The sequence below is a fragment of the Aeribacillus sp. FSL K6-1305 genome (assembly GCF_038050115.1).
GTDB classification, from domain to species: domain Bacteria; phylum Bacillota; class Bacilli; order Bacillales; family Aeribacillaceae; genus Aeribacillus; species Aeribacillus composti.
In genome coordinates this window covers 538,094-557,285 of the sequence record NZ_JBBOQV010000001.1, presented here as the reverse complement: position 1 = coordinate 557,285, position 19,192 = coordinate 538,094, and the positions used below count along the sequence as shown (strand labels likewise).

The following is a 19,192-nucleotide window of genomic DNA, read 5'->3' as shown; positions in this document are numbered from 1 at the left end:
TTAAATTTCCTCCTCATTCATTCCATGTAAGCGCTTCTGTTATGATTCGGCTCTGCTCTTTTTTGTGAATTGTCGGGTCTCCTTCTGCAGGGCTTGACCGTCTTGGACGTCCAATATATTTAACAGCGAGCTTATCACCCACAATAGATTTTAATTGCGGATATGTGAAAATCCACGATCCCATATTCTTCGGCTCTTCTTGCACCCAGACGATTTCCTGCAAGTTAGGGTATCTTTCTATAATCTCTTTAATTTCTTCTTCAGGGAACGGATAAATTTCCTCCACCCGTACAATATGAAGAAAATCTTTTTGATCTAATTTTTGCAGACCATTCGCCAATTCTATCGATATTTTGCCAGTGCACAAAATTAAACGTTTTACTTTTTCTTTATTTTGACCTAAACCAGGCTGTTCAATAACCGGTTGAAATTGACCTTCAGTCAGCTCTGTAACGTCGGAAACCGTATTTGGATTACGCAGCAAGCTTTTTGGCGTCATAATGATGAGCGGACGCACTTCTTCTTTTGTTAAAATCGCTGCTTGTCTTCTTAACAAATGAAAATATTGAGCAGCAGTCGTTACATTTGCCACCGTCCAATTGTTTTCTGCAGCAAGGGTCAAGTACCGTTCCAAACGCCCGCTGGAATGTTCCGGTCCCTGGCCTTCATATCCATGCGGCAGCAACATGACGAGTCCAGATTTTTGTCCCCATTTTGCCCTGCCGGCTGAAATAAATTGATCGAATATGACTTGTGCAACGTTTGCAAAATCACCGAATTGTGCTTCCCAAATGACAAGCGTTTCCGGAGAAAATACGTTATATCCGTATTCAAATCCCAATACAGAAACTTCAGACAACGGGCTGTTATGAATCGCAAACGATGCTTGAACATCCGACAAACGATGCAGCGGCGAGAAGGTTTTGCCTGTTTTCACATCGTGCAAGACTAAATGTCTATGAGCAAAAGTCCCGCGTTCCGAATCTTGTCCAGTAATTCTAAGCGGAGTTCCATCTCTCAAGATTGTCGCAAAAGCGAACGCTTCTGCAAGCGACCAATCTACTTTTCTTTCTTCTTCATATACTTTTGCCCTGCGTTCTAGAATTTTTTGCAATTTATTAAAAACGGTGAATCCTTCTGGGAACGTAATTAATTCCTTGTTAATTTTGTCAAGGACATCCACCGGCACAGTCGTGTCGATTTTGGGCAGACCATGGCTGACCGTTTCTGGAATATGAATTTCCTCTTCTTGGTGTTCGTTTTTTGGAACTTTATCGTATGCTTTTTTCAGCCGATCCTGCACTTCTTGTTCAAACTTTCTTGCGTCTTCTAAGGAAATAATTCCATCGCTTTCAAGCTGTTTAGCATATAATTTGCAAATTGTTTCATGTTTCTTAATTTTTTCATAAAGCAACGGATTTGTCGCCATCGGCTCATCCATTTCGTTATGCCCGTAACGGCGGTATCCGATTAAATCAATTAAGAAATCTTTATGGAATTTATTGCGATACAAAATGGCAATATAAACAGCTGCCAAACATGCTTCTGGATCATCCGCATTCACATGAACGATCGGAATTTCGAAGCCCTTGGCTAGGTCGCTGGCATATTTTGTTGATCGAGAATCATGGCTTTCCGTCGTAAATCCGATCATATTATTGGCGATAATGTGGATTGTTCCTCCGGTTTTGTAACCGTTTAACTGACTAAGGTTAAGAGTCTCTGCCACGACTCCCTCGCCAGGGAATGCTGCATCGCCGTGAATCAGCACAGCCATGGATTTGTGAATATCTTGTTCAGGATATCCGCGCACATTACGATTATCTTGGGCTGCACGTGTATACCCTTCCACAATCGGATCCACAAACTCTAGATGGCTAGGGTTGTTCGCTAGCGTGAGCCGTGCACGAACAACATTATGATCTTTAATTTTTCTGTCCGCACCTAAATGATATTTCACATCTCCGGTCCAGCCGTAGTTGATTCCGATTGAACCTTCAGACGGAACCAATTCTTTGTTCGGTGCATGCTGGAACTCAGAGAAAATAAGCTCAAATGGCTTTCCTAACACATGAGCCAACACGCTTAGTCGGCCCCGATGCGCCATTCCGATGTTTATATTTGTCGTTCCGCTTTTCACAGCTTCAGAAATCAGCTCATCAAGCATCGGAACGAGCATATCAACACCTTCAATGGAGAATCTCTTTTGGCCGACAAATGTTTTATGGAGAAAAGATTCAAATCCTTCAACTTCTGTTAATCGCTTCAAAAGAGAAATGCGTTTCTCTTTTGAAAGTGTTTTGAAAATTTTCCCAGATTCCACCATTTCGTTGAGCCATTCATGCTCTTCAAAATTGTGGACATGCTGAAATTCAAATGCAATCGATTTTGAATAAACATCTTTTAAATATTGGATCGCTTCGTACCCGTTGTGTACATGATCAGGAGTATACGGACTCAACAATTTGGCCGGTATTTCAATTAAGTCCTCTTTCGTCAGACCGTATCTTGATTCATTCAAAACATCTTCTTCGTTATGTTTTATCCCCATAGGATAAATAGAAGCATCCAAATGTCCAAATGTCCGAATATCCTCTGCAAACCTTACAGCAGCTGCTACTTTTTGCAGCTTTTCAAACGTATAAGACAAATTTCTGCTTACAGTGGATGAGGAGTTTACATAAGATTGTTCAGTTAGAGCCTCAGGAGCCCCCCAAGCATCAAACATGTTTCTTAATTCTTCATCAACAGAATTCGGATCTTCTAAATATTGTTCATATAAGTCCATGACATACCCTAAATTAGGTCCGTGAAAATCACGCCATGCGATTTTTAAATTTGACGAAGTTTCTTCCATTTTCTTAAAAACCCCCAATGATCACTAATCATTAGAATTCTTCTGCTTTGTTTCCCCACAAAAAATTTTTTTAAATTCTCATCACCATCCCACAAGAAGCAAGCTATATTTTTTTAAATAACCGCTTCCACCGCTATTTTAACACTATTCATCAGATTGACCAATAGTATTTACTTAAAAATTAGCATCTTTATATAATAATTTTCTTGATTTTTTGAATACATGTTGTATTCTGCCATGTTTTGGCGGTTTATTCGATTGTTTTTTGCAGCAATTTTTTCAAAAGCGGGAACAAGACGTCCGGGAGTTCTGTGATATTTTGCACCATGATGCTGTGTTTTCCATAAATCGTTTTCATTACCTTTCTTTTGCTTTCTTCAACTGCTCCGGCGGATAAAAATATGTTCAGCACCTCTATACCGTGCTTTCGAGCATTCATTACGGCTTCATGTGTATCGACAATTCCGTTTTGATCATATCCGTAGGCAGCAGGCTCACCGTCTGAAAAAACAAGAAGAAATTTTTGCTTCTCTTTTCTTGCAAGCAGTTCGTTTGTCATATGCCGGATCGCAAAACCGTCGCGGTTATCTTCTTCAGGCAAAAGCTGCATGATTTCTGGTCCTGAGCTGGAGCTAAGTGAAGTTTCGAAGTTGATTACTTTTTTGAAATAGTTCGGCTGGTTGTTTTCTGTACTGTTTGCCGAGTCTTCCCAAAAACCGACAATTTGATGTGGAACCCGAACGGACTTTAACGTTTCATGAAACAAAATGATGCCTCGTTTTGTTTCTTCCATTTTGTCGTGCATGGATGCAGAGCAGTCGACGAGCAGTGTAAACACCCCGTCAAGATCATTCGCAGGATTCCTTTTTTTGAAAAAAAGCTTCGGGTTTTCATCCGTCCATAGACGCAACAGCTTTTTATTCAATCTGCCGAAATGTTCATCTTGTTTTGGATATGTCTTTTTATGTTCAAGCGTTTTTTGAATGATTCGCTGCAAACGTTTTTTGTACACGATCAATTGCTGCAATTCCTTTTCATACGCAGATTTTTCTGCTTCCTTTGGCATGTTTGCCGTCAGGAAATATGCTTTTGCATGCTTGTTTTCCTTCCCGAGTTGTTGTTGTATTTCTTGCTCTGCTTCTTTTTGCAGCTTTTCATCAGCATTTACTTCGTCATAATAATTGTTTTGAGTCTGTCTAGCTGAACCTTCCACAATCACAAGCGCCTGATCTCCCGTCTCAGTTTGCCTTGCATGTTCATCTATTAAATTCGTTTGCGTTCCTTGTTCTAAATCAAATTGCAAAAAGCTTTTCGTCGGTGTGGATGTTTCACGATGCCATATGGCCATTTTTTCATCATGAAGATCTTCATCGCCCTTTTTTACATTATCCAGTGCATCCTGATTTTGAAGCCGGTCTTTTCGTTTCATGTCGTCAAAAGTCAAGGTATGGAGATCTTTTTCCGATAAATCAGGCAAAATGAAATAAGTATGGATCAAATCTTTTTTCAACACTTCATCCAACAGCCCCATCGTCTTCAGGACAATATCGGAAACTTCTTTCGTGCTATTTGCATCGTATACGTTCATCACTTGTTCCTTCACGAAAGGCAGCAGTTCATCTATTTGGACGCTTATTTCTGGTACATTCAAAACAGGTGATGTGGCCGTAGCCATTTCATACAGGGCCGCAAAGAGCGCATCGGTTGCAAATCCCCGATCAAGGCTTGCTTTCAGCTGATCACGGTAATATTTTTTATAAATATTCAGCCGCTTGCGGAAATAGCGCTTTGTCCCGGGACGATCGCGTTTAACCAGTTCTTCAATCCGGACATCTTCAAGCAGCATCAACAGCTGTTTTGCAAATTTTTGATGATGTAATATCCGAACGAGATCATGAAATGCAGCAATTTGATGAAAATCCGTATAATAATAGCTGCCAATTGCGCGCAAATAAATGTCTGATTTAAATCCTGCAAGCTTGTCTTCTTCCGCACGATAGTTCCAAAAATGGCTGATATAAATTTTTTGTTCTGCTGGATGAAAGTAAGACTGAACGGCAAAAGCGATATCGATATCTCTTCGTTTTGTCAATGTTTGCGCTAAATCGGACAGCTCCATCATTAACATTGAATCTATGATTTCATCATTAAATTTTATATAATGCATCGGATTTCCCTCACTCAAAAACGGTTTCTGCAATGTTCATGATCGCTCTTTTTTCCAGCTCATCATCCAATTTTGCTGCAATGGCCCGTTCAATCGCTCTTAAAGGGGGCAAATAAACCGACAAATCGCAGGCATCGATCAAAGCCCGGATGGAAGCTGCTTCTTCCGAAACCTTCCCGATTTTTACTTGTGTAATAATGTCGCTGGATAATGTGAGAAACTTTTCTATCAGCTTTTCATCTTTTAAAGAAGACTGCTCAGTGAGCACTTGTTTTAACTTTTCATTTTGTACATATGGAACATCAATCACGACGAATCGGTTTTTCAACGCTTCGTTTAACGGAACCGTCCCTACATACCCTTCGTTAATAGCTGCGATGACACCAAATCCCTCTTTCGCCGCCACAACCTCTTGTGTAAATGGATTCGTGATCCGCCTCCGGTAATCTAGCACCCCATTTAAAATTGGCAATGTCTCAGGTTTCGCCATATTGATTTCATCTATATATAAAAAATGCCCTTTTTTCATCGCCTGAATAACAGGTCCTTCGACAAACTCAATGGCTGTTTGATTGCTGGAATTGACAATCGTTTTATATCCAAGCAATGCTTCGGCATCAAGATCAACTGAACAGTTAATGCTGTGCATCGGCTGAGAAAAAAATGATGACAGCGTTTCAGCAAGTTTCGTTTTCCCAGCACCGGTCGGTCCTTTTAACAAAACATTTTTTCCAAGGGCCAATGCCACCAGCGCATCATACAAAATGACTGGATCGTCAGACAAAAAACCGCCTTGTCCAATTAATCTTTGATCTTGATCAGAATGCACCCGCTTTTTGCGAGATTCAATTACATTTATTATTTCTTTTGGCAAATGAAGCTCTAAAGACATCATAAAAATTTCCTTTCTAATCATCACGTTCTTTTTTATATTGTTTCACTACATAACTATATCATATCCTTTTTTAACACATTAATTTTTAAGATTCTTTTGAATTTAAAATATTATAATTTTTACAGACAGCACAAACCATAGACGTGGTTTGTACTACTGGGATTGTCCAGAAAGTCAAAATCCATCAAATCATAAGCATGAATATATCAACGTTTTAAAAAAAGTTAAAGGGGCGTCTATAAGCCCAAAAATCGACTTATTAGACAGCCCCCTATAAATCAATAAATTATATAGAAATTTATTTATATTGAACTCAACTTTCGCATACCAGTAGCTTAGTTAAAATTTTATATATATATAGATCTTGTAATTCAAATGTATCATTTAACATTTTGGCAACATTAAGAAAGACACCTATTTTCAGACCGTCGAAAAACGGTCCAAGCTACATATCCATGCAGATGTTAACATGTCAAGTTATATATAGGGAGGAATGGATTAATCCAATCGTTTTCTATCTTACCAAATGAAAGACGCCTTTCCGCCATTCCCCCATCTCTGGATGTTGGGAGCTCTGAACAGACAATCTTAATTATCGGAATAAAAAGAACAAATCATTTGATGGAAAAGATGAAGCTTTCCCTTTAACTGATGAATGCCGCTCCGTATCAAGAAAGAGCGGCTTTTCTGATTGGATCATCATTCGTTTACACTTGTCCTGCACCATACGAGCGTTTTCGTCGTTGTGATGGCATACAAAATCCGTTGAACACCGAGCGTGCAGATTTTGGATACTAATGCGTCTTTTCAAGCGGCTTTTTAGTCTAATTCACATTCATCGAGAGGAACGACCTTTGTCTTTTTCACGATTTTATAGCCAAACCAAACTGCTAAAAACAATGGCAATCCAATGTAAGAAACGAGAATACCGTACCAGTCGATTGATTCTCCCATAAAGGCCCTGTAGTTCTGTCCCAAAATGACGACCGCGCAAAGTACCAGAGCGAACAGCGGTCCGAATGGAAACCATTTTGCTTTGTAAGGAAGATCACGGAGATCTCTCCCTTGCGCAACATACGCTTTGCGGAAACGATAGTGACTGATTGCAATGCCAAGCCATGCAATGAACCCCGACAAACCAGAAGCATTTAATAACCATACATAGACGATCCCATCCCCAAAAAACGAAGCCAAGAAAGCAAGCGTTCCTAATGAAGCAGTAACCAGTAATGCATTAACAGGGACTCCCCGGCGATTCAACTTAGCCAAAAATTTTGGCGCTTTCCCCTCTTTTGCTAGCCCCCAAAGCATCCGAGTAGACGCATACATACCAGAGTTTCCGGCTGATAAAACCGCTGTTAAAATGACAGCATTCATAACGGATGCAGCGAACGCAATGCCAGCTTTGTCAAAAACGAGAGTAAACGGGCTGACCGTAACATCGCTATTCGCTAGATTTTCATTCGTATATGGAATAAGAAGTCCGATTGCTAAAATAGTCAATATATAAAATAGCAAAATGCGCCAAAATACTTGCCGAATGGCGCGAGGAATGTTACGCTTCGGATCCTCGCTTTCACCTGCTGCAACTCCAAGCAGCTCTGTTCCTTGGAAAGAAAAACCCGCCGCCATAAAAATGCCGAGAGTCGCCATGAAACCACCATGGAATGGAGCGTCGCCGATGGTGAAGTTTTTAAATCCAACCGCTTCACCACCCATAATACCTACAATTATTAAAAAGCTGACAATAAGAAAAATAATGACTGTTATTACTTTAATGAGCGAAAACCAATATTCTGCTTCGCCAAATCCTTTTACGGATAAATAATTAAGCAGAAACATAATTACTAAGCATAAAGCGCTCCATAAAAGTGAAGGACTATCAGGAAACCAAAATTTCATAATGATAGTCACAGCAGAGAGCTCTGCGGCAATCGTAATGGCCCAGTTGTACCAGTAATTCCATCCTAGAGCAAATCCGAGCGCAGGATCGACAAACTTAGTTGCATACGTACTAAACGTTCCAGTAACTGGCATATAAGCTGCCATTTCTGCAAGACTGGTCATCAAAAAATACACCATTATACCAATTGCAATATACGCTACCAGCGCTCCGCCCGGCCCAGCAGTATGAATTGCTCCACCGCTGGCTAAAAACAATCCAGTGCCAATCGTCCCACCAAGAGAAATCATCGTTAAATGCCTTGTTTTTAGCTTGCGTCGAAGCTGGTTAGGCGAAGAATGGTCGGTCGTAGCTGTTTCCTTCTTTTTAATAACGCTTTCCATTGTTTTCATCGCTCCTTTTTTCTTTGTCATGGAAAGGAGCCGGGTGATAATCGAGTAGGAGTGGGTGACTAACCCCCGACCTCTCACACCACCGTACGTACCGTTCAGTATACGGCGGTTCAATTAAGATGACGCAGAAATTGATATCTTTCGAATAGACTTCTTAACCCTTGTCGACTCCAGTAGGAGTTGTCGAGGGTTTTGTGTAGAATGGGACTGCAGGCAATCCGACAGTATTTCTTGCGTATTACCCCACTCGAATGGCTTATGCGTTGGAACACTTAATCCTCTGAGTTTCCGAATTTTTGTTTTCGGCGTTTTCCACTCTTTCCATAAACACATTCGAAGTCTTCGTCTGATCCATTCGCCAAATTCTTTGAACTTACTTGGTGTATCTGCCAAGGCAAAATAGCCGCACCATCCCCTTCTGTTAAGCTAACTGCTCTTCTGCCTTTGCAGCTCGGGACTTTCACCCTAGAGATTACACCCATGCTGGGCGCACCAAAAAAGCCGCCGAAGGTGATTCGGCGGCAATACAAACATTACCCGTATCAACCCTTCCGTGAAGATAGCGCTCCACGGCTGCTTTTCTTCAGGCAAACCGTGACAGTGCTGCCCCTGTTCGGTGGCAACCCCAGTCCGCACATCCAGAGAAATGTGCGAACTTCGGCGGCTTTCCCTTTCCAGCGAAGTCTTCAATGTTCTCTGCATCTCGTTCGCAGTACTCATAAAAGCCGCAACCTCTACCTCATCGGGTGAATGAGGATGCTATTTATTTAATTCCATAATGATTATAAAACAATTTTTGTGCAAAAACAATATCTATTTGCACCTCGATTGAGACAAGATTTTTTCGTATAGATTTTTTTTAAATCCAACCATTGCTTTCAAGGGATGATCAATCGGTCTACCAGATGATTGTTGTAGATAGAAGACATGGTTTCTCGTGATGACTTTGATCTTTTGTTTAAAAATGATTTTAAATATGGTTCTTACGAAATTTTTTATGAAAACGAGTAAGGGTTGAAAACAAGTTTATATTTGTTATTTCGCAATAGTTATCACAATCGATAAAGCACCTGTTTCTCTAACAAAAATAATCCAGCTCGTCCGCAAGTCACTCGTTTTATTATTTGCAAGCGATTGATTTGACCCTCAAGCAGACCGATGTTTTAGGGGAAGTAAAGCATTCTTTACAGCTTGGATATCACTTCTCAGCCTAGAAGCATAATAATATAATGGTGTTTTTTGCTGGTTAATTGTTCACAAATCCTATGTAAGGTGGTAGAAGTACTGTAACCAAAACAAAAAGCCATCATGTTATTTTATTAATGATGACTTTTTGTTAAATTTCAATATTTTGATTTTTTATTATATTTTCAGCTTCTTCTTTTATAATTCCAAGAGATAAACACTGCAATAAATTTTCATCAATTAATTCCATTCTTTCATCTGGAATTTTATCATATTTTGTCAGCAATAAACTTTTATGTATTGTCATAATCTGACTTAAATCCACATATCTTTCTATATTTCCTTTGGGAATATATGTGAAAATTGGATGTTCATCATAAATTAACTTTTCATACCAATCTTTAGATTTTTCTGATAATTTAATAGTATTTATTGGAGCAATTAAAATATATTCAAATTCTTCATTTTGATTTATTATATTATTAGTTACAATAATTACTTTTCTTGGCTTAATAGTAACAACAACTTGTTGTTCTCTGGCTCTAGGTCTTCCTTCAATTATTTCTGGAGAAAAATTACCTATTTGATCAACTATTTTTCCTTCTAATGGATTGTTTTTATTAGGAATAAAAAACGAAAGAGGTCTTTTTGTATCTGACGGATAAAGGATGGCAGCTTCAAATTCATAACCTCTTTCAATTTGTTTCCAGTTTTCTTTATTTAAAAAACCAGTCAATTTATTTACCTCCAAATAAATCCCTATAAGTTATTTTTGAAATTCCTCTTGTGTTTTTACTTACTTCATTTGCTTCTTTCCAATCTTTTTTAGATAAATTTAAAAATTTATTTTTTGTGATAATAGGCTTTTTAAGTTTATTCTTATTAGTAGCTGCTAACATTTTTTTATCATCCTCTCGACACATATACTACACCTCCTCAGATGCAGTATATGCAAGTTTTAGCTAAATTATATCATATCTACATATTGAAATGATATTATTTTTATTCATGTATATATTAAAACTAGGTAGACGTTGCGGAAAGAGTGGCAAAACACTTAACTAGAGCTGATCAGACCATAGCAGATCTAGCTAAAAATAAACTCTACTAATTTCTTCATTTTCACCAAAAAATCTAACCCAATCACACAATATTATGTACATCCAATCACTCTACCATTCATGTTTGTTAACAATAACTCATCCATCCAAACCATATCATCATTTACATTATATTATAGTATGCTTTCATAAACTCTAGTACTTCATTGATTGAATTTACATCTATTGAAACATCTGTTGAGTGTCGTTAAATAGACATTAAATAAATTTTTCAAAATATCACTAAAACCTTTTAATTTTACTAATTTCTTAAAAATAGTACCGAAAAGTACGTTATTATTAATAACCCGTGGTGCTAGATAAAATCAGACAAGCATAAAAATAGCCCTTGCATGAGGATCTCCTTAAAATGAAAGTGCGACCAAACATTTAAAAGGAGAATTCACATGCAAGAGCACTTTCATTTTACAACAGATCGAGCCAAACTTCAAAAACAATATGTATCGATTTTGTGTTTTGTATCAGCTCAACTATCGAGTATCCAGATTCATCTTCAACGTCGAAATCTTCATTTGTTGAAACAGAAGGACGAGGTCATCATCGCCGTCCATGTCCTTGGAAAGTTGTTAGGCTTCACTTCCGAACGGGCTTGGCACCGGTTTGTGATCGGGAATTTGTTTTCCAAGGACTTGTTCCCTGAACGTTCTCGATACAACCGTCGCTGCCGAGCGCTTGGCTTTGCGATCAAGTGGATGCGGCACCAGCTGGCCAAGCGTGGACAACACCATGCGTATGCGGTCGTGGACAGTTTGCCGATCGAGCTGTGTCATTCATCCCGAATGTATCGCGCCAAACGGTTTCGTGGAATTGCGGATATTGGCTATTGTGCTTCGAAAAAGATCGCTTTCTATGGGTTGAAACTTCATCTGCAGGTCACCGACCAAGGGCTTCCGATGGGATATGTCGTCACTGAAGCGTCTTGTCACGATCGGGTGGCCGCTGAAACCGTCATGACGCAAATTCCACATCCATATAACCTAGGTGAGAAAGGGTACATCAGCCAAAAACTGCAAAAGAAGCTGTACGAAGAGCATCGAGTCGCTTTTTGGACGCCCGTTCGAAAAAATCAGCGAATTCTCCAATCCGACGCATGGAAACAGTGGATGAAACGAAAACGCAAAGTGATTGAAACCGTGTTTTCGATTTTAGTCGATTCGTATCGGATCACCGAGATTCGAGCGAACTCGGTTTCTGGATTTGAAACGGCACTGGATGGTATTTTACTGGCTTACTCCCTTGTTGTTCTTGGGTTAGTTGAGCGTTAAGACTCAACTAGCACCACGGGTTTATTAATAATCTTTTACTAGAAAAAACTTATATTTTTTGTTCAAATTTCATACTCATGCAAAATCCCTATTATAAGGAAGATGGATGTATCGGCAAATTAGACGATTCTATCATTCTTCCGATTAAAAAAGCAATCAGCCAACAAACGGCTGATTGCTTCATGTTTCTCATTCTCGCAAAATATAATTTTAAAAATAAGATCTGGCTCCTAAATATCGATCATTCCAATATTTTTGGTTTAAATTCGATATTTGCACGCCACTTGATCCGGCATGAATGAAATCCCCATTTCCTAGATAGATTCCCATGTGGGAAGGACCTTCTTTATATGTTGAAAAATATACAAAGTCTCCGACATCTGGTGAACTTACTGGTTTCATCATGTTCCAATAACCGGCTGTACTTAACCGAGAAACGGATGTCACTTTGTTTAATACATAGTAAACAAATCCGCTGCAGTCAAAACCAGATGGCGTATTTCCGCCCCATCTGTACGGAACTCCAACTAATTTTTTGGCTTCTCGAATCATTACTAAAACTTTGCCGTTTTGAGTAGATGAATCAGAATTCGTTTTTGTACCGGAATTCACTTGACGTGCACTATCGGCTGAAGAGCCTGACAGCTTCAATACTTGGCCGGGGTAAATAACGTCAGATGAAAGGTTATTCGCAGCTTTTAATTGATTGACGGTTAATTTAAATTTTACAGCAATTTTCCATAGAGAGTCGCCTTTTTGGACGGTATATGTATTTTGTGAACTTGCTTTATTTGAAGTTTGTGAGGTTTGTTTGGGCGCCTGCACCTGTTCTTTGGCGCTAACCTTTTCGCTAGATACAGCTTGGCTGGATCCAGATAGTTTTAACACTTGGCCAGGATAAATTAAATCGCTGGTTAATCCGTTCAGCCTTTTTAATTCGCTGACAGACGTTCCGTTGTTTTTGGCAATGCCCCATAACGTATCACCTTTTTTCACTGTGTATGTCGAACCAGTTTGTTTAGGAGCCGCCTCTGTTTGATTATTAGCAGTTACTTTCGCTTTCGGAGAAGACGATGCTTCTGAAGGAATATTTAAAACCTGACCTATGTATATTGTATCGCTTGTAAGTCTATTTGCTTCTTTTAACTTTACAACAGTAGTATTATATCTTTGCGAGATTCCCCAAAGAGTATCCCCGGCTTCTACTCGAATCGTTTCAGCGGAAGCGACTCCTGCGAAAACCGAAGATCCAAGAACCGCGGATGTCGTTAATCCCAACACTTTTTTCTTCATACAGCCTTTCCTCCTCATATGAGACATCCTATGTTCGTTTATCGTACAATAAAATTTCTTACTTATTATATCGACAACTTTCTTCATATTTTACTATATTATAAGATAAAATTCATCATTTTTTCAAAAAAGAGGATGATAGACCTGTATTGTAAATATTTTCAAAGCAGCCTATTCGATCGTTTATTTTTCATCATCAAATGGGTAAATCCAGAACGTTTCTTTATGAAAAAATTGTTGAAATTGAGGGAGGTCTTTTCCTCCTTCTTCTATTTTTTCTACGATGGAATACGTTTGCGATCGATGAGCCTTCAATGCCTGTATTTTTATATCTGCAACTTCAGATATATCGATTTCTACATCCGGCTCGCCTATATGTTCAAATCGATCGTTTGAAAAAGCTATGCAATAAACGGTTGGACGCTCCTCCCTTTTCAAGCGTTTCACCGCACGAATAACCGCCTCGCCACAAGCGTTGTGATCTGGATGAACAGCATAACCGGGATAAAATGTGACAAGAAGGGTCGGTTTGACTTCCCTGATGATCTGTTCAAAGTGGTCTGCCAATTTTTCTTCATCTTCAAATTCCAACGTTTTATCCCGATAGCCGAGCATTCGTAAATCGTTTATATTTAAAATTTTTGCGACCTGCTCCAATTCTTTTTTTCGAATATCTTTTAATGTCTCCCTATTGGCGATTAAAGGCTTTCCCATGCTGCGCCCCATTTCGCCTAAAGTGCAGCAAGCATACGTGACAGGTACGTTTGCTTTCCGTTTTAAAGCGATCAGTCCTGCTGCTCCGAACGATTCATCGTCGGGATGAGGCAGGATCACTAATAACCTCTCTTCCATTTATTCCTCTCTCCTTTTTATGAAAATGGAGTTTCACTAATTTGTAATGCAATGGCAAGCTTTCCATCTCGATCGTGGCCGGCCATGAGCAGGCGATTTTGTTCATCAACGGTATAATCGGTAAGACCTTCAGCATACACCCAGCCTTCCTCTGTTTTTAATCCGACACGGTATGGTCCTGTTCCTTTTATTTTACCTTGTGAAAATGTAATTTTTGCATTTCGGACAAACGCGACAATAGTCATGCTGTTTTGATTGTGGTGTGAAGTATAAGCACCGGTTGTCGTTTCAAGATGAATATACACCTCTTTATGTAAAAAAGAATCAATGATTTTTTGAACCCTTATCGGATCAATCGGTTTCAAAGCTTCCACCTTCTTTATTTTGTTAAGATTTTCTCATACATCTCCATATGCTTGCTGATTAATTCAAGCTTCTCTTCCGGTGAAATGTCGGCTGCTATAATGCGTTTCAGCGCATCTAGTAATTTTTTATCTGGACTTTTTCTTACTCTAGGGTGAGTCATTTCATCGAGGAGTTCTTTTTTAATCGCCTCTTCCAACGTTTTTTTCTCATCTGACCCTACTGAAAGAGTTCGGTTTGACCAAAGTTTTCTGTATGCATGAAGAAGTTCGTTATCATTCACATTTATTCACCTCGAGGAACCTGCTTGCATGAGGTTACTTTGAGATTCTAGTCTTCCATATCGTTTTGAAAGAAGGTTCACTCATTGTAAAAATGATGATGCCTGTCCAAATGCAAACAAAGGTGATCAATTCTACAACAGTAAACGGCTCGTGGTAAAGAAAAACGCCGAGAAAAAAAGTGATCGTTGGCGCAATATATTGCAAGACTCCGAGAAAATACATCGGAATTTTAGGCGTACCTTTCGCAAACAGCAATAAAGGGATCGCCGTAATGACGCCTGTTCCCATTAGAAGAAAGTTGGTCGATGCATCCCATTCAAAAAAAACACTGCTTCCTAACGATTCTAAGTATAGCACATAAATGATTCCAATTGGAAACACAACAAACGTTTCAAGCGCCAGACCAAAAGCAGAATCTAATTTTATCACTTTTTTAGCCAGTCCATAAAACCCGAATGTACTCGCAAGAATAAGCGATGTCCACGGGACATGGCCATAATGGACAGTTGATATGAGCACTCCGAAAGCCGCAAACAAAAACGCGGTCTGCTGCCCTTTGTTTAGTTTTTCATGCAAAAAAATCATTCCTAATAGTACGCTCACCAATGGATTTATGTAATAACCAAGACTTGTCTCAAGTACACGGTCATGATTCACCGCCCAAATATAAACAAACCAATTGGCGCTGATCAAGAAGGATGAAAGAGCCAACGTTAACAAAATCTTGGGTGATTTAACGATTTTTGTGCACTCATATAAAAAATCAGCAAATCGTTTTTGGAACAAAAGCAACAGTAACACAAAAACAAAAGACCATATGATTCGATGAGCCAAAATTTCCTCAGATGACACATGATCTAATACTTTCCAATAAATAGGGAATATCCCCCATAAAATATAAGATAGACTAATATACATGATTCCTGATCTCATGCTAGATCATCTTCCTTCCCATATCACACATTATATTCTGTTTCGATCGCTTTTTCCAAGAAATTGTTTTGAACGATCTTTCCGCAGCAGTCATATATTACAATGTAACAATTAGGGTCGAAGAGGGATGTGTGAGCAATGAATCTTTGGAAAAACATGAATGCCGGACATGTTGAACAATATATTCAGGAAGTAATGAAGCAAGCGTTTGGTTCACACTATACGGAGCAATTCCCATTCACCAGTCCTTTTCCTATTATGAATCATAAAGAAGCTCCTCCTTCACCTGAATTTTATGAGACAGATGAATTTATCTATATTAAACTTCCGATGAATGATGATTTAAAAAAAATGATAAAAATCCAACATAACCAACACCATTTGCATCTTATGAATTATCCGGAAAAAAATCAACAAAAAAAATTTGTATTTCCTGCACCTGTGAAAAGAAAAGGGACAAAAGCCGTTTTTTCTGACGGAATTCTTGAAATTAAATTCGTTAAATTAAAAGATCATCATTATACGGAAATTGATCTTTTCCCATCTGAGTAAAATGAGGCCGGTTTTGTTAACCAGCCTCCACTCATCCAATTTTCTTATGGATAAACTCCGCACTGCCAAAAGGGATCTTCAACATATTCCTGAAACTGAAGATGAAATGCAGACAAATCCGATTCCGCATTTTACTTTAATCCCTTTTCATAACACCAATTCAAAAATATCGAAGCGAACGTTCGCCGCATTATATGAAAGCTCAACAAAAATGAAATGAAAATGTCAGAACGATAGGGAGGTCTATGATTATTAAATTTTCTAAAATGAAATGAAAAGTGGAGAAGGTAGGCAAGAATTTAAAAGCAAAATATTTGTCACTTGCCCTTTTTTATTTGCGATCACTTTACATATATTTGGATGCCTTAGTTGTATTAGCAATCATTCCCTCTTGCTTCATCGTATAGAAAAAATCAGTTAAGTAAAGCTTTTGCAACAGGACTTTCCCTAAATAAAGTCCTTTCAATGTCAACAATATGCTTGAACAAATCTGAAAATAAAGAAGGCGGCCGGAAGACCAAGCCGCTGCTGTCAATTTTATTCCATCTTCGATTTCAATACTTCAATTGCTTTTTTCATTTGGGTATCATTTTTTTCAATTTTTTCTCTTACTAAATCCATCAGTTTGATTGTCGTATCTTGTGAGATTTTCCCCGTTTGTTTTAATTGATGGTCTCTTTGGAAAGCAACAACAGTATTTTTTAATGCTTTATCAAAATATCCGTCCACATCTGTTTTATAGCCTAAAGCTTGAAGCATTTTCTCAGCTGTTTTCACTTCTGTTGAAACGTCGCCTTCCTGCAACGTTTTTTCCGGATTTAAATATGGTAAATGAGCATATTCAGGCAAAGTCACTTTATATTGAGGTTCTATTCCTTTTTCGTGAATCCATTTGCCTGAAGGTGTCAGCCATTTGGCAATCGTATATTTCATCGACGAACCGTCTTCAAACGTTTTAGCGCTTTGAACGGTTCCTTTTCCGAACGTTTTTTCTCCTACAATCGGAATTCCCTCCGATTCGTTCAAAGCCGCGGCCATAATTTCGGCTGCGCTGGCTGTTCCATTATCTGTGATGACTACGACCGGAACATCAACGATTGGTTGATTTTCCGCTTTATAAATATCCTTTGATCCGTCTTTTGCTTCAACTTGCAAAATCTTTTTGCCTTTGTCTACAAACATATTTGACATCGTTATGGCTTGGTCCATCAGTCCCCCAGGATTTTGTCTTAAATCGAGGACAATTCCTTTTACTTTTTTCTCCTTCAGCTCTGTCAATGCATCTGCCAATTCTTTTCCAGTGTTCTCGGAAAATTTTGTGATTTGTATTTTTCCAATTTTATTTTCTACTACTTCACTATAAACTGTTTCAATCGGAATCGTATCTCTTGTAATCGTAAAGGTCAGCGTGCCGACGCCATCCCGTTCAATTTCAAGGCTTACTTTCGTTCCTTTTTCGCCACGAATAAGAGATACCGCTTCATTCACAGACATTCCTTCAACACTTTTATTGTCAACTTTTAAAATTTTATCTCTCGGCTTCAACCCTGCTTTCTCGGCAGGCGAGCCTTTTATCGGTGAGACGATCATGATATAACCGTTCGTCTCTGTTACTTCTGCACCGATTCCTTCAAAGCTTGAAGATATATTTTCTTCAAATCCTTCTGATTCTTTCAAATCCATATATGACGTATACGGGTCGTCGAGAGATTCTACCATCCCTTTGACAGCACCTTCTACCAATTTTTCATCATCTATTTTTTTATAATATTCTTGCTTTAACGTATCATATGCTGAATAAAGCTTCTCAAAACTATCATTTTCTTTTTCAGATGCTGACGTAAAGTTGAGTAATGTGAGCGTAAAACCGCAAGTTATTATGACCGTCAGTACAATAGCGATGAAAAAATTTCGTTTTTTAATATACAACACAACTCCCCCTTTAATCCATCCATTTCATTATGTCCGACAATTACAATATCGTCAAACGATCTATGTGTTTCTGTCGGCAAAGAAATGGCAAGTCAAAACGTTAAATCAACGCTCTTTCATCCTTCATCTCTTGTTTATGAAAAAATCAATCCCGCTTCAGCGGGAGAGCTTCGGTTAAATTTTCTTTACTTTTTGGAAATATTCTTCAAGTGTTAAATTATTTTCATATATGACTTTTGCAGCTTTCTTTCCGACGTAGCGAATATGCCAAGGCTCATACTTATATTTTGTGATCGCTTCTTTCCCTTTCGGATAGCGGATAATATAGCCAAATTTATGGGCGTTTTGTTGAAGCCATTTTCCTTCCTTCGTTTCCCCAAATTTTTCAGTAATTTGAAAATCTACACTTTCACTCGTCACATCAATAGATAACCCTGTCTGATGCTCACTTTGACCAGGTTTTGCTACTGCTTGAACTGCTTTTTGCTCCCCTTTTTGTTTTTTTTCTGCTTCAAACAGCTCAACCTGCCGATCATACGAACGAAAGCCTGAGGCTCCGAAAAGAATCACGCCGTCTTTTTTCGCAGCTAGAAAAAGCTGTTCAAGTGCCGCAGCTGCTTCCTTGCGCAAATAACGCTTCGGAACATCCGCGTCCCCGAATGAAAACTGTATGTTTGGCACTGTCAAATCATTTGGTTTATAGTCGACAGGAAGGAAAAAATCTTTATTGACAAGAACTAAAATATTGTCAGGATTTTGAATAACGGGTTGACCGTTAACCGTTTGTACGACATTAAAATATTGCTCCTCAAGCAAAAATTCCGGATCAATTTGTTCTGTTTGGACGGTTTTTTCCGTTGTTTGGACGAGTTCTTTGTTTTCTACTGTTTTTGCTTGCGGTTCATTCTCTTCAACATAGTCGCTTCCATGAAAAAAGGGAAGCTTATCAAATGGCATTGAGCATCCGGCAAGCATCAAAGCTGCAAGAATCGTGACTGCGATGATTTTATGCATAAAAATTCCCACCTTGTATAATCTCTCACTCCTATTTTAACACTTGTCCAAACAGAAGAAAAACGGTTCCTACATTATAACTTATCATAATGTTCAATAAAAGAAAGGAGCAGATGACGATCTTTCAAATTCTAAAACAAGAGAGTGGATGTAATAAATGGAGCTAAGCCGTTTCCTTCAATTT

The 19,192-nt window shown here is 38.7% G+C and carries 15 protein-coding genes, 1 pseudogene and 1 riboswitch; of the genes and pseudogenes, 2 read left to right on the top strand and 14 right to left on the bottom strand.

Annotated features, from left to right (window positions below; genetic code table 11):
- Nucleotides 1–13: 13 nt before the first annotated feature.
- From sucA to NST97_RS02575, 7 genes and pseudogenes are all read right to left on the bottom strand, one after another.
- Complete coding sequence (sucA, locus tag NST97_RS02605) at nucleotides 14–2,857, bottom strand: 2-oxoglutarate dehydrogenase E1 component (protein ID WP_063389707.1); 2,844 nt, start codon at nucleotides 2,855–2,857, stop codon at nucleotides 14–16.
- A 250-nt stretch (nucleotides 2,858–3,107) separates the two neighbouring features.
- Nucleotides 3,108–5,024 carry a vWA domain-containing protein gene (locus NST97_RS02600; RefSeq protein ID WP_341342891.1) on the bottom strand — a complete coding sequence of 639 codons (1,917 nt, stop codon included), beginning with the start codon at nucleotides 5,022–5,024 and terminating at the stop codon, nucleotides 3,108–3,110.
- Between the two features lie 10 nt (nucleotides 5,025–5,034).
- A complete protein-coding gene (locus NST97_RS02595; RefSeq protein WP_130157580.1) occupies nucleotides 5,035–5,940 on the bottom strand; it encodes an ATP-binding protein in 906 nt (301 codons plus the stop codon).
- A gap of 798 nt (nucleotides 5,941–6,738) precedes the next feature.
- Complete coding sequence (locus tag NST97_RS02590; RefSeq protein WP_339199804.1) at nucleotides 6,739–8,205, bottom strand: amino acid permease; 1,467 nt, start codon at nucleotides 8,203–8,205, stop codon at nucleotides 6,739–6,741.
- A 119-nt stretch (nucleotides 8,206–8,324) separates the two neighbouring features.
- Nucleotides 8,325–8,628 (bottom strand): annotated as a pseudogene (locus NST97_RS02585) (group II intron maturase-specific domain-containing protein); the annotation flags it as partial.
- 138 nt (nucleotides 8,629–8,766) lie between these two features.
- Nucleotides 8,767–8,959: riboswitch (Lysine riboswitch) on the bottom strand.
- A 591-nt stretch (nucleotides 8,960–9,550) separates the two neighbouring features.
- Nucleotides 9,551–10,135, bottom strand: a complete 585-nt coding sequence (locus NST97_RS02580) for a type II toxin-antitoxin system PemK/MazF family toxin (RefSeq protein ID WP_340786982.1) — start codon at nucleotides 10,133–10,135, stop codon at nucleotides 9,551–9,553.
- A 1-nt stretch (nucleotide 10,136) separates the two neighbouring features.
- Nucleotides 10,137–10,322, bottom strand: a complete 186-nt coding sequence (locus NST97_RS02575) for a hypothetical protein (protein WP_094245675.1) — start codon at nucleotides 10,320–10,322, stop codon at nucleotides 10,137–10,139.
- A 584-nt stretch (nucleotides 10,323–10,906) separates the two neighbouring features.
- Between NST97_RS02575 and NST97_RS02570 the strand changes: the two genes are divergently transcribed.
- On the top strand, nucleotides 10,907–11,785 hold the full coding sequence (locus NST97_RS02570; RefSeq protein ID WP_341342890.1) for an IS982-like element ISGth1 family transposase: 879 nt from the start codon (nucleotides 10,907–10,909) through the stop codon (nucleotides 11,783–11,785).
- A 210-nt stretch (nucleotides 11,786–11,995) separates the two neighbouring features.
- Here the strand turns inward: NST97_RS02570 and NST97_RS02565 are convergent, their stop codons facing one another.
- The 5 genes from NST97_RS02565 to rarD all read right to left on the bottom strand — a co-directional run bounded on the left by NST97_RS02565 (nucleotide 11,996) and on the right by rarD (nucleotide 15,510).
- On the bottom strand, nucleotides 11,996–13,078 hold the full coding sequence (locus tag NST97_RS02565; protein ID WP_327855929.1) for a C40 family peptidase: 1,083 nt from the start codon (nucleotides 13,076–13,078) through the stop codon (nucleotides 11,996–11,998).
- Between the two features lie 183 nt (nucleotides 13,079–13,261).
- On the bottom strand, nucleotides 13,262–13,930 hold the full coding sequence (gene bshB2, locus NST97_RS02560; RefSeq protein ID WP_063389702.1) for a bacillithiol biosynthesis deacetylase BshB2: 669 nt from the start codon (nucleotides 13,928–13,930) through the stop codon (nucleotides 13,262–13,264).
- Between the two features lie 17 nt (nucleotides 13,931–13,947).
- Nucleotides 13,948–14,295, bottom strand: coding sequence for a YojF family protein (locus tag NST97_RS02555; protein ID WP_063389701.1), 348 nt, complete (start codon nucleotides 14,293–14,295; stop codon nucleotides 13,948–13,950).
- A 14-nt stretch (nucleotides 14,296–14,309) separates the two neighbouring features.
- Nucleotides 14,310–14,576 carry a hypothetical protein gene (locus NST97_RS02550; protein WP_063389700.1) on the bottom strand — a complete coding sequence of 89 codons (267 nt, stop codon included), beginning with the start codon at nucleotides 14,574–14,576 and terminating at the stop codon, nucleotides 14,310–14,312.
- A 34-nt stretch (nucleotides 14,577–14,610) separates the two neighbouring features.
- Complete coding sequence (rarD, locus tag NST97_RS02545; protein ID WP_339199799.1) at nucleotides 14,611–15,510, bottom strand: EamA family transporter RarD; 900 nt, start codon at nucleotides 15,508–15,510, stop codon at nucleotides 14,611–14,613.
- A 138-nt stretch (nucleotides 15,511–15,648) separates the two neighbouring features.
- Here rarD and NST97_RS02540 point away from each other — a divergent pair, with 138 nt between their 5' ends.
- The gene (locus NST97_RS02540) at nucleotides 15,649–16,062 is read left to right on the top strand and encodes an Hsp20/alpha crystallin family protein (protein ID WP_063389698.1); all 414 of its coding nucleotides are present in this window, start codon (nucleotides 15,649–15,651) and stop codon (nucleotides 16,060–16,062) included.
- 537 nt (nucleotides 16,063–16,599) lie between these two features.
- On the opposite strand, the gene NST97_RS02535 is transcribed toward NST97_RS02540, so the two are convergent.
- Both NST97_RS02535 and NST97_RS02530 read right to left on the bottom strand, forming a co-directional pair.
- Entirely contained in the window at nucleotides 16,600–17,985 is a 1,386-nt protein-coding gene (locus NST97_RS02535; protein ID WP_066250343.1) for a S41 family peptidase, read from the bottom strand.
- 183 nt (nucleotides 17,986–18,168) lie between these two features.
- Nucleotides 18,169–19,008: a M15 family metallopeptidase gene (locus tag NST97_RS02530; RefSeq protein ID WP_063389695.1), complete on the bottom strand. Its 840-nt coding sequence runs from the start codon at nucleotides 19,006–19,008 to the stop codon at nucleotides 18,169–18,171.
- Nucleotides 19,009–19,192 lie beyond the last annotated feature (184 nt).

Coding starts and splice junctions, on each gene's coding strand:
- sucA (WP_063389707.1), bottom strand. CDS start 2,857: ATGGAAGAAACTTCGTCAAATTTAAAAATCGCATGGCGTGATTTTCAC.
- NST97_RS02600 (WP_341342891.1), bottom strand. CDS start 5,024: ATGCATTATATAAAATTTAATGATGAAATCATAGATTCAATGTTAATG.
- NST97_RS02595 (WP_130157580.1), bottom strand. CDS start 5,940: ATGATTAGAAAGGAAATTTTTATGATGTCTTTAGAGCTTCATTTGCCA.
- NST97_RS02590 (WP_339199804.1), bottom strand. CDS start 8,205: ATGGAAAGCGTTATTAAAAAGAAGGAAACAGCTACGACCGACCATTCT.
- NST97_RS02575 (WP_094245675.1), bottom strand. CDS start 10,322: ATGTGTCGAGAGGATGATAAAAAAATGTTAGCAGCTACTAATAAGAAT.
- NST97_RS02570 (WP_341342890.1), top strand. CDS start 10,907: ATGCAAGAGCACTTTCATTTTACAACAGATCGAGCCAAACTTCAAAAA.
- NST97_RS02565 (WP_327855929.1), bottom strand. CDS start 13,078: ATGAAGAAAAAAGTGTTGGGATTAACGACATCCGCGGTTCTTGGATCT.
- bshB2 (WP_063389702.1), bottom strand. CDS start 13,930: ATGGAAGAGAGGTTATTAGTGATCCTGCCTCATCCCGACGATGAATCG.
- rarD (WP_339199799.1), bottom strand. CDS start 15,510: ATGAGATCAGGAATCATGTATATTAGTCTATCTTATATTTTATGGGGG.
- NST97_RS02540 (WP_063389698.1), top strand. CDS start 15,649: ATGAATCTTTGGAAAAACATGAATGCCGGACATGTTGAACAATATATT.
- NST97_RS02530 (WP_063389695.1), bottom strand. CDS start 19,008: ATGCATAAAATCATCGCAGTCACGATTCTTGCAGCTTTGATGCTTGCC.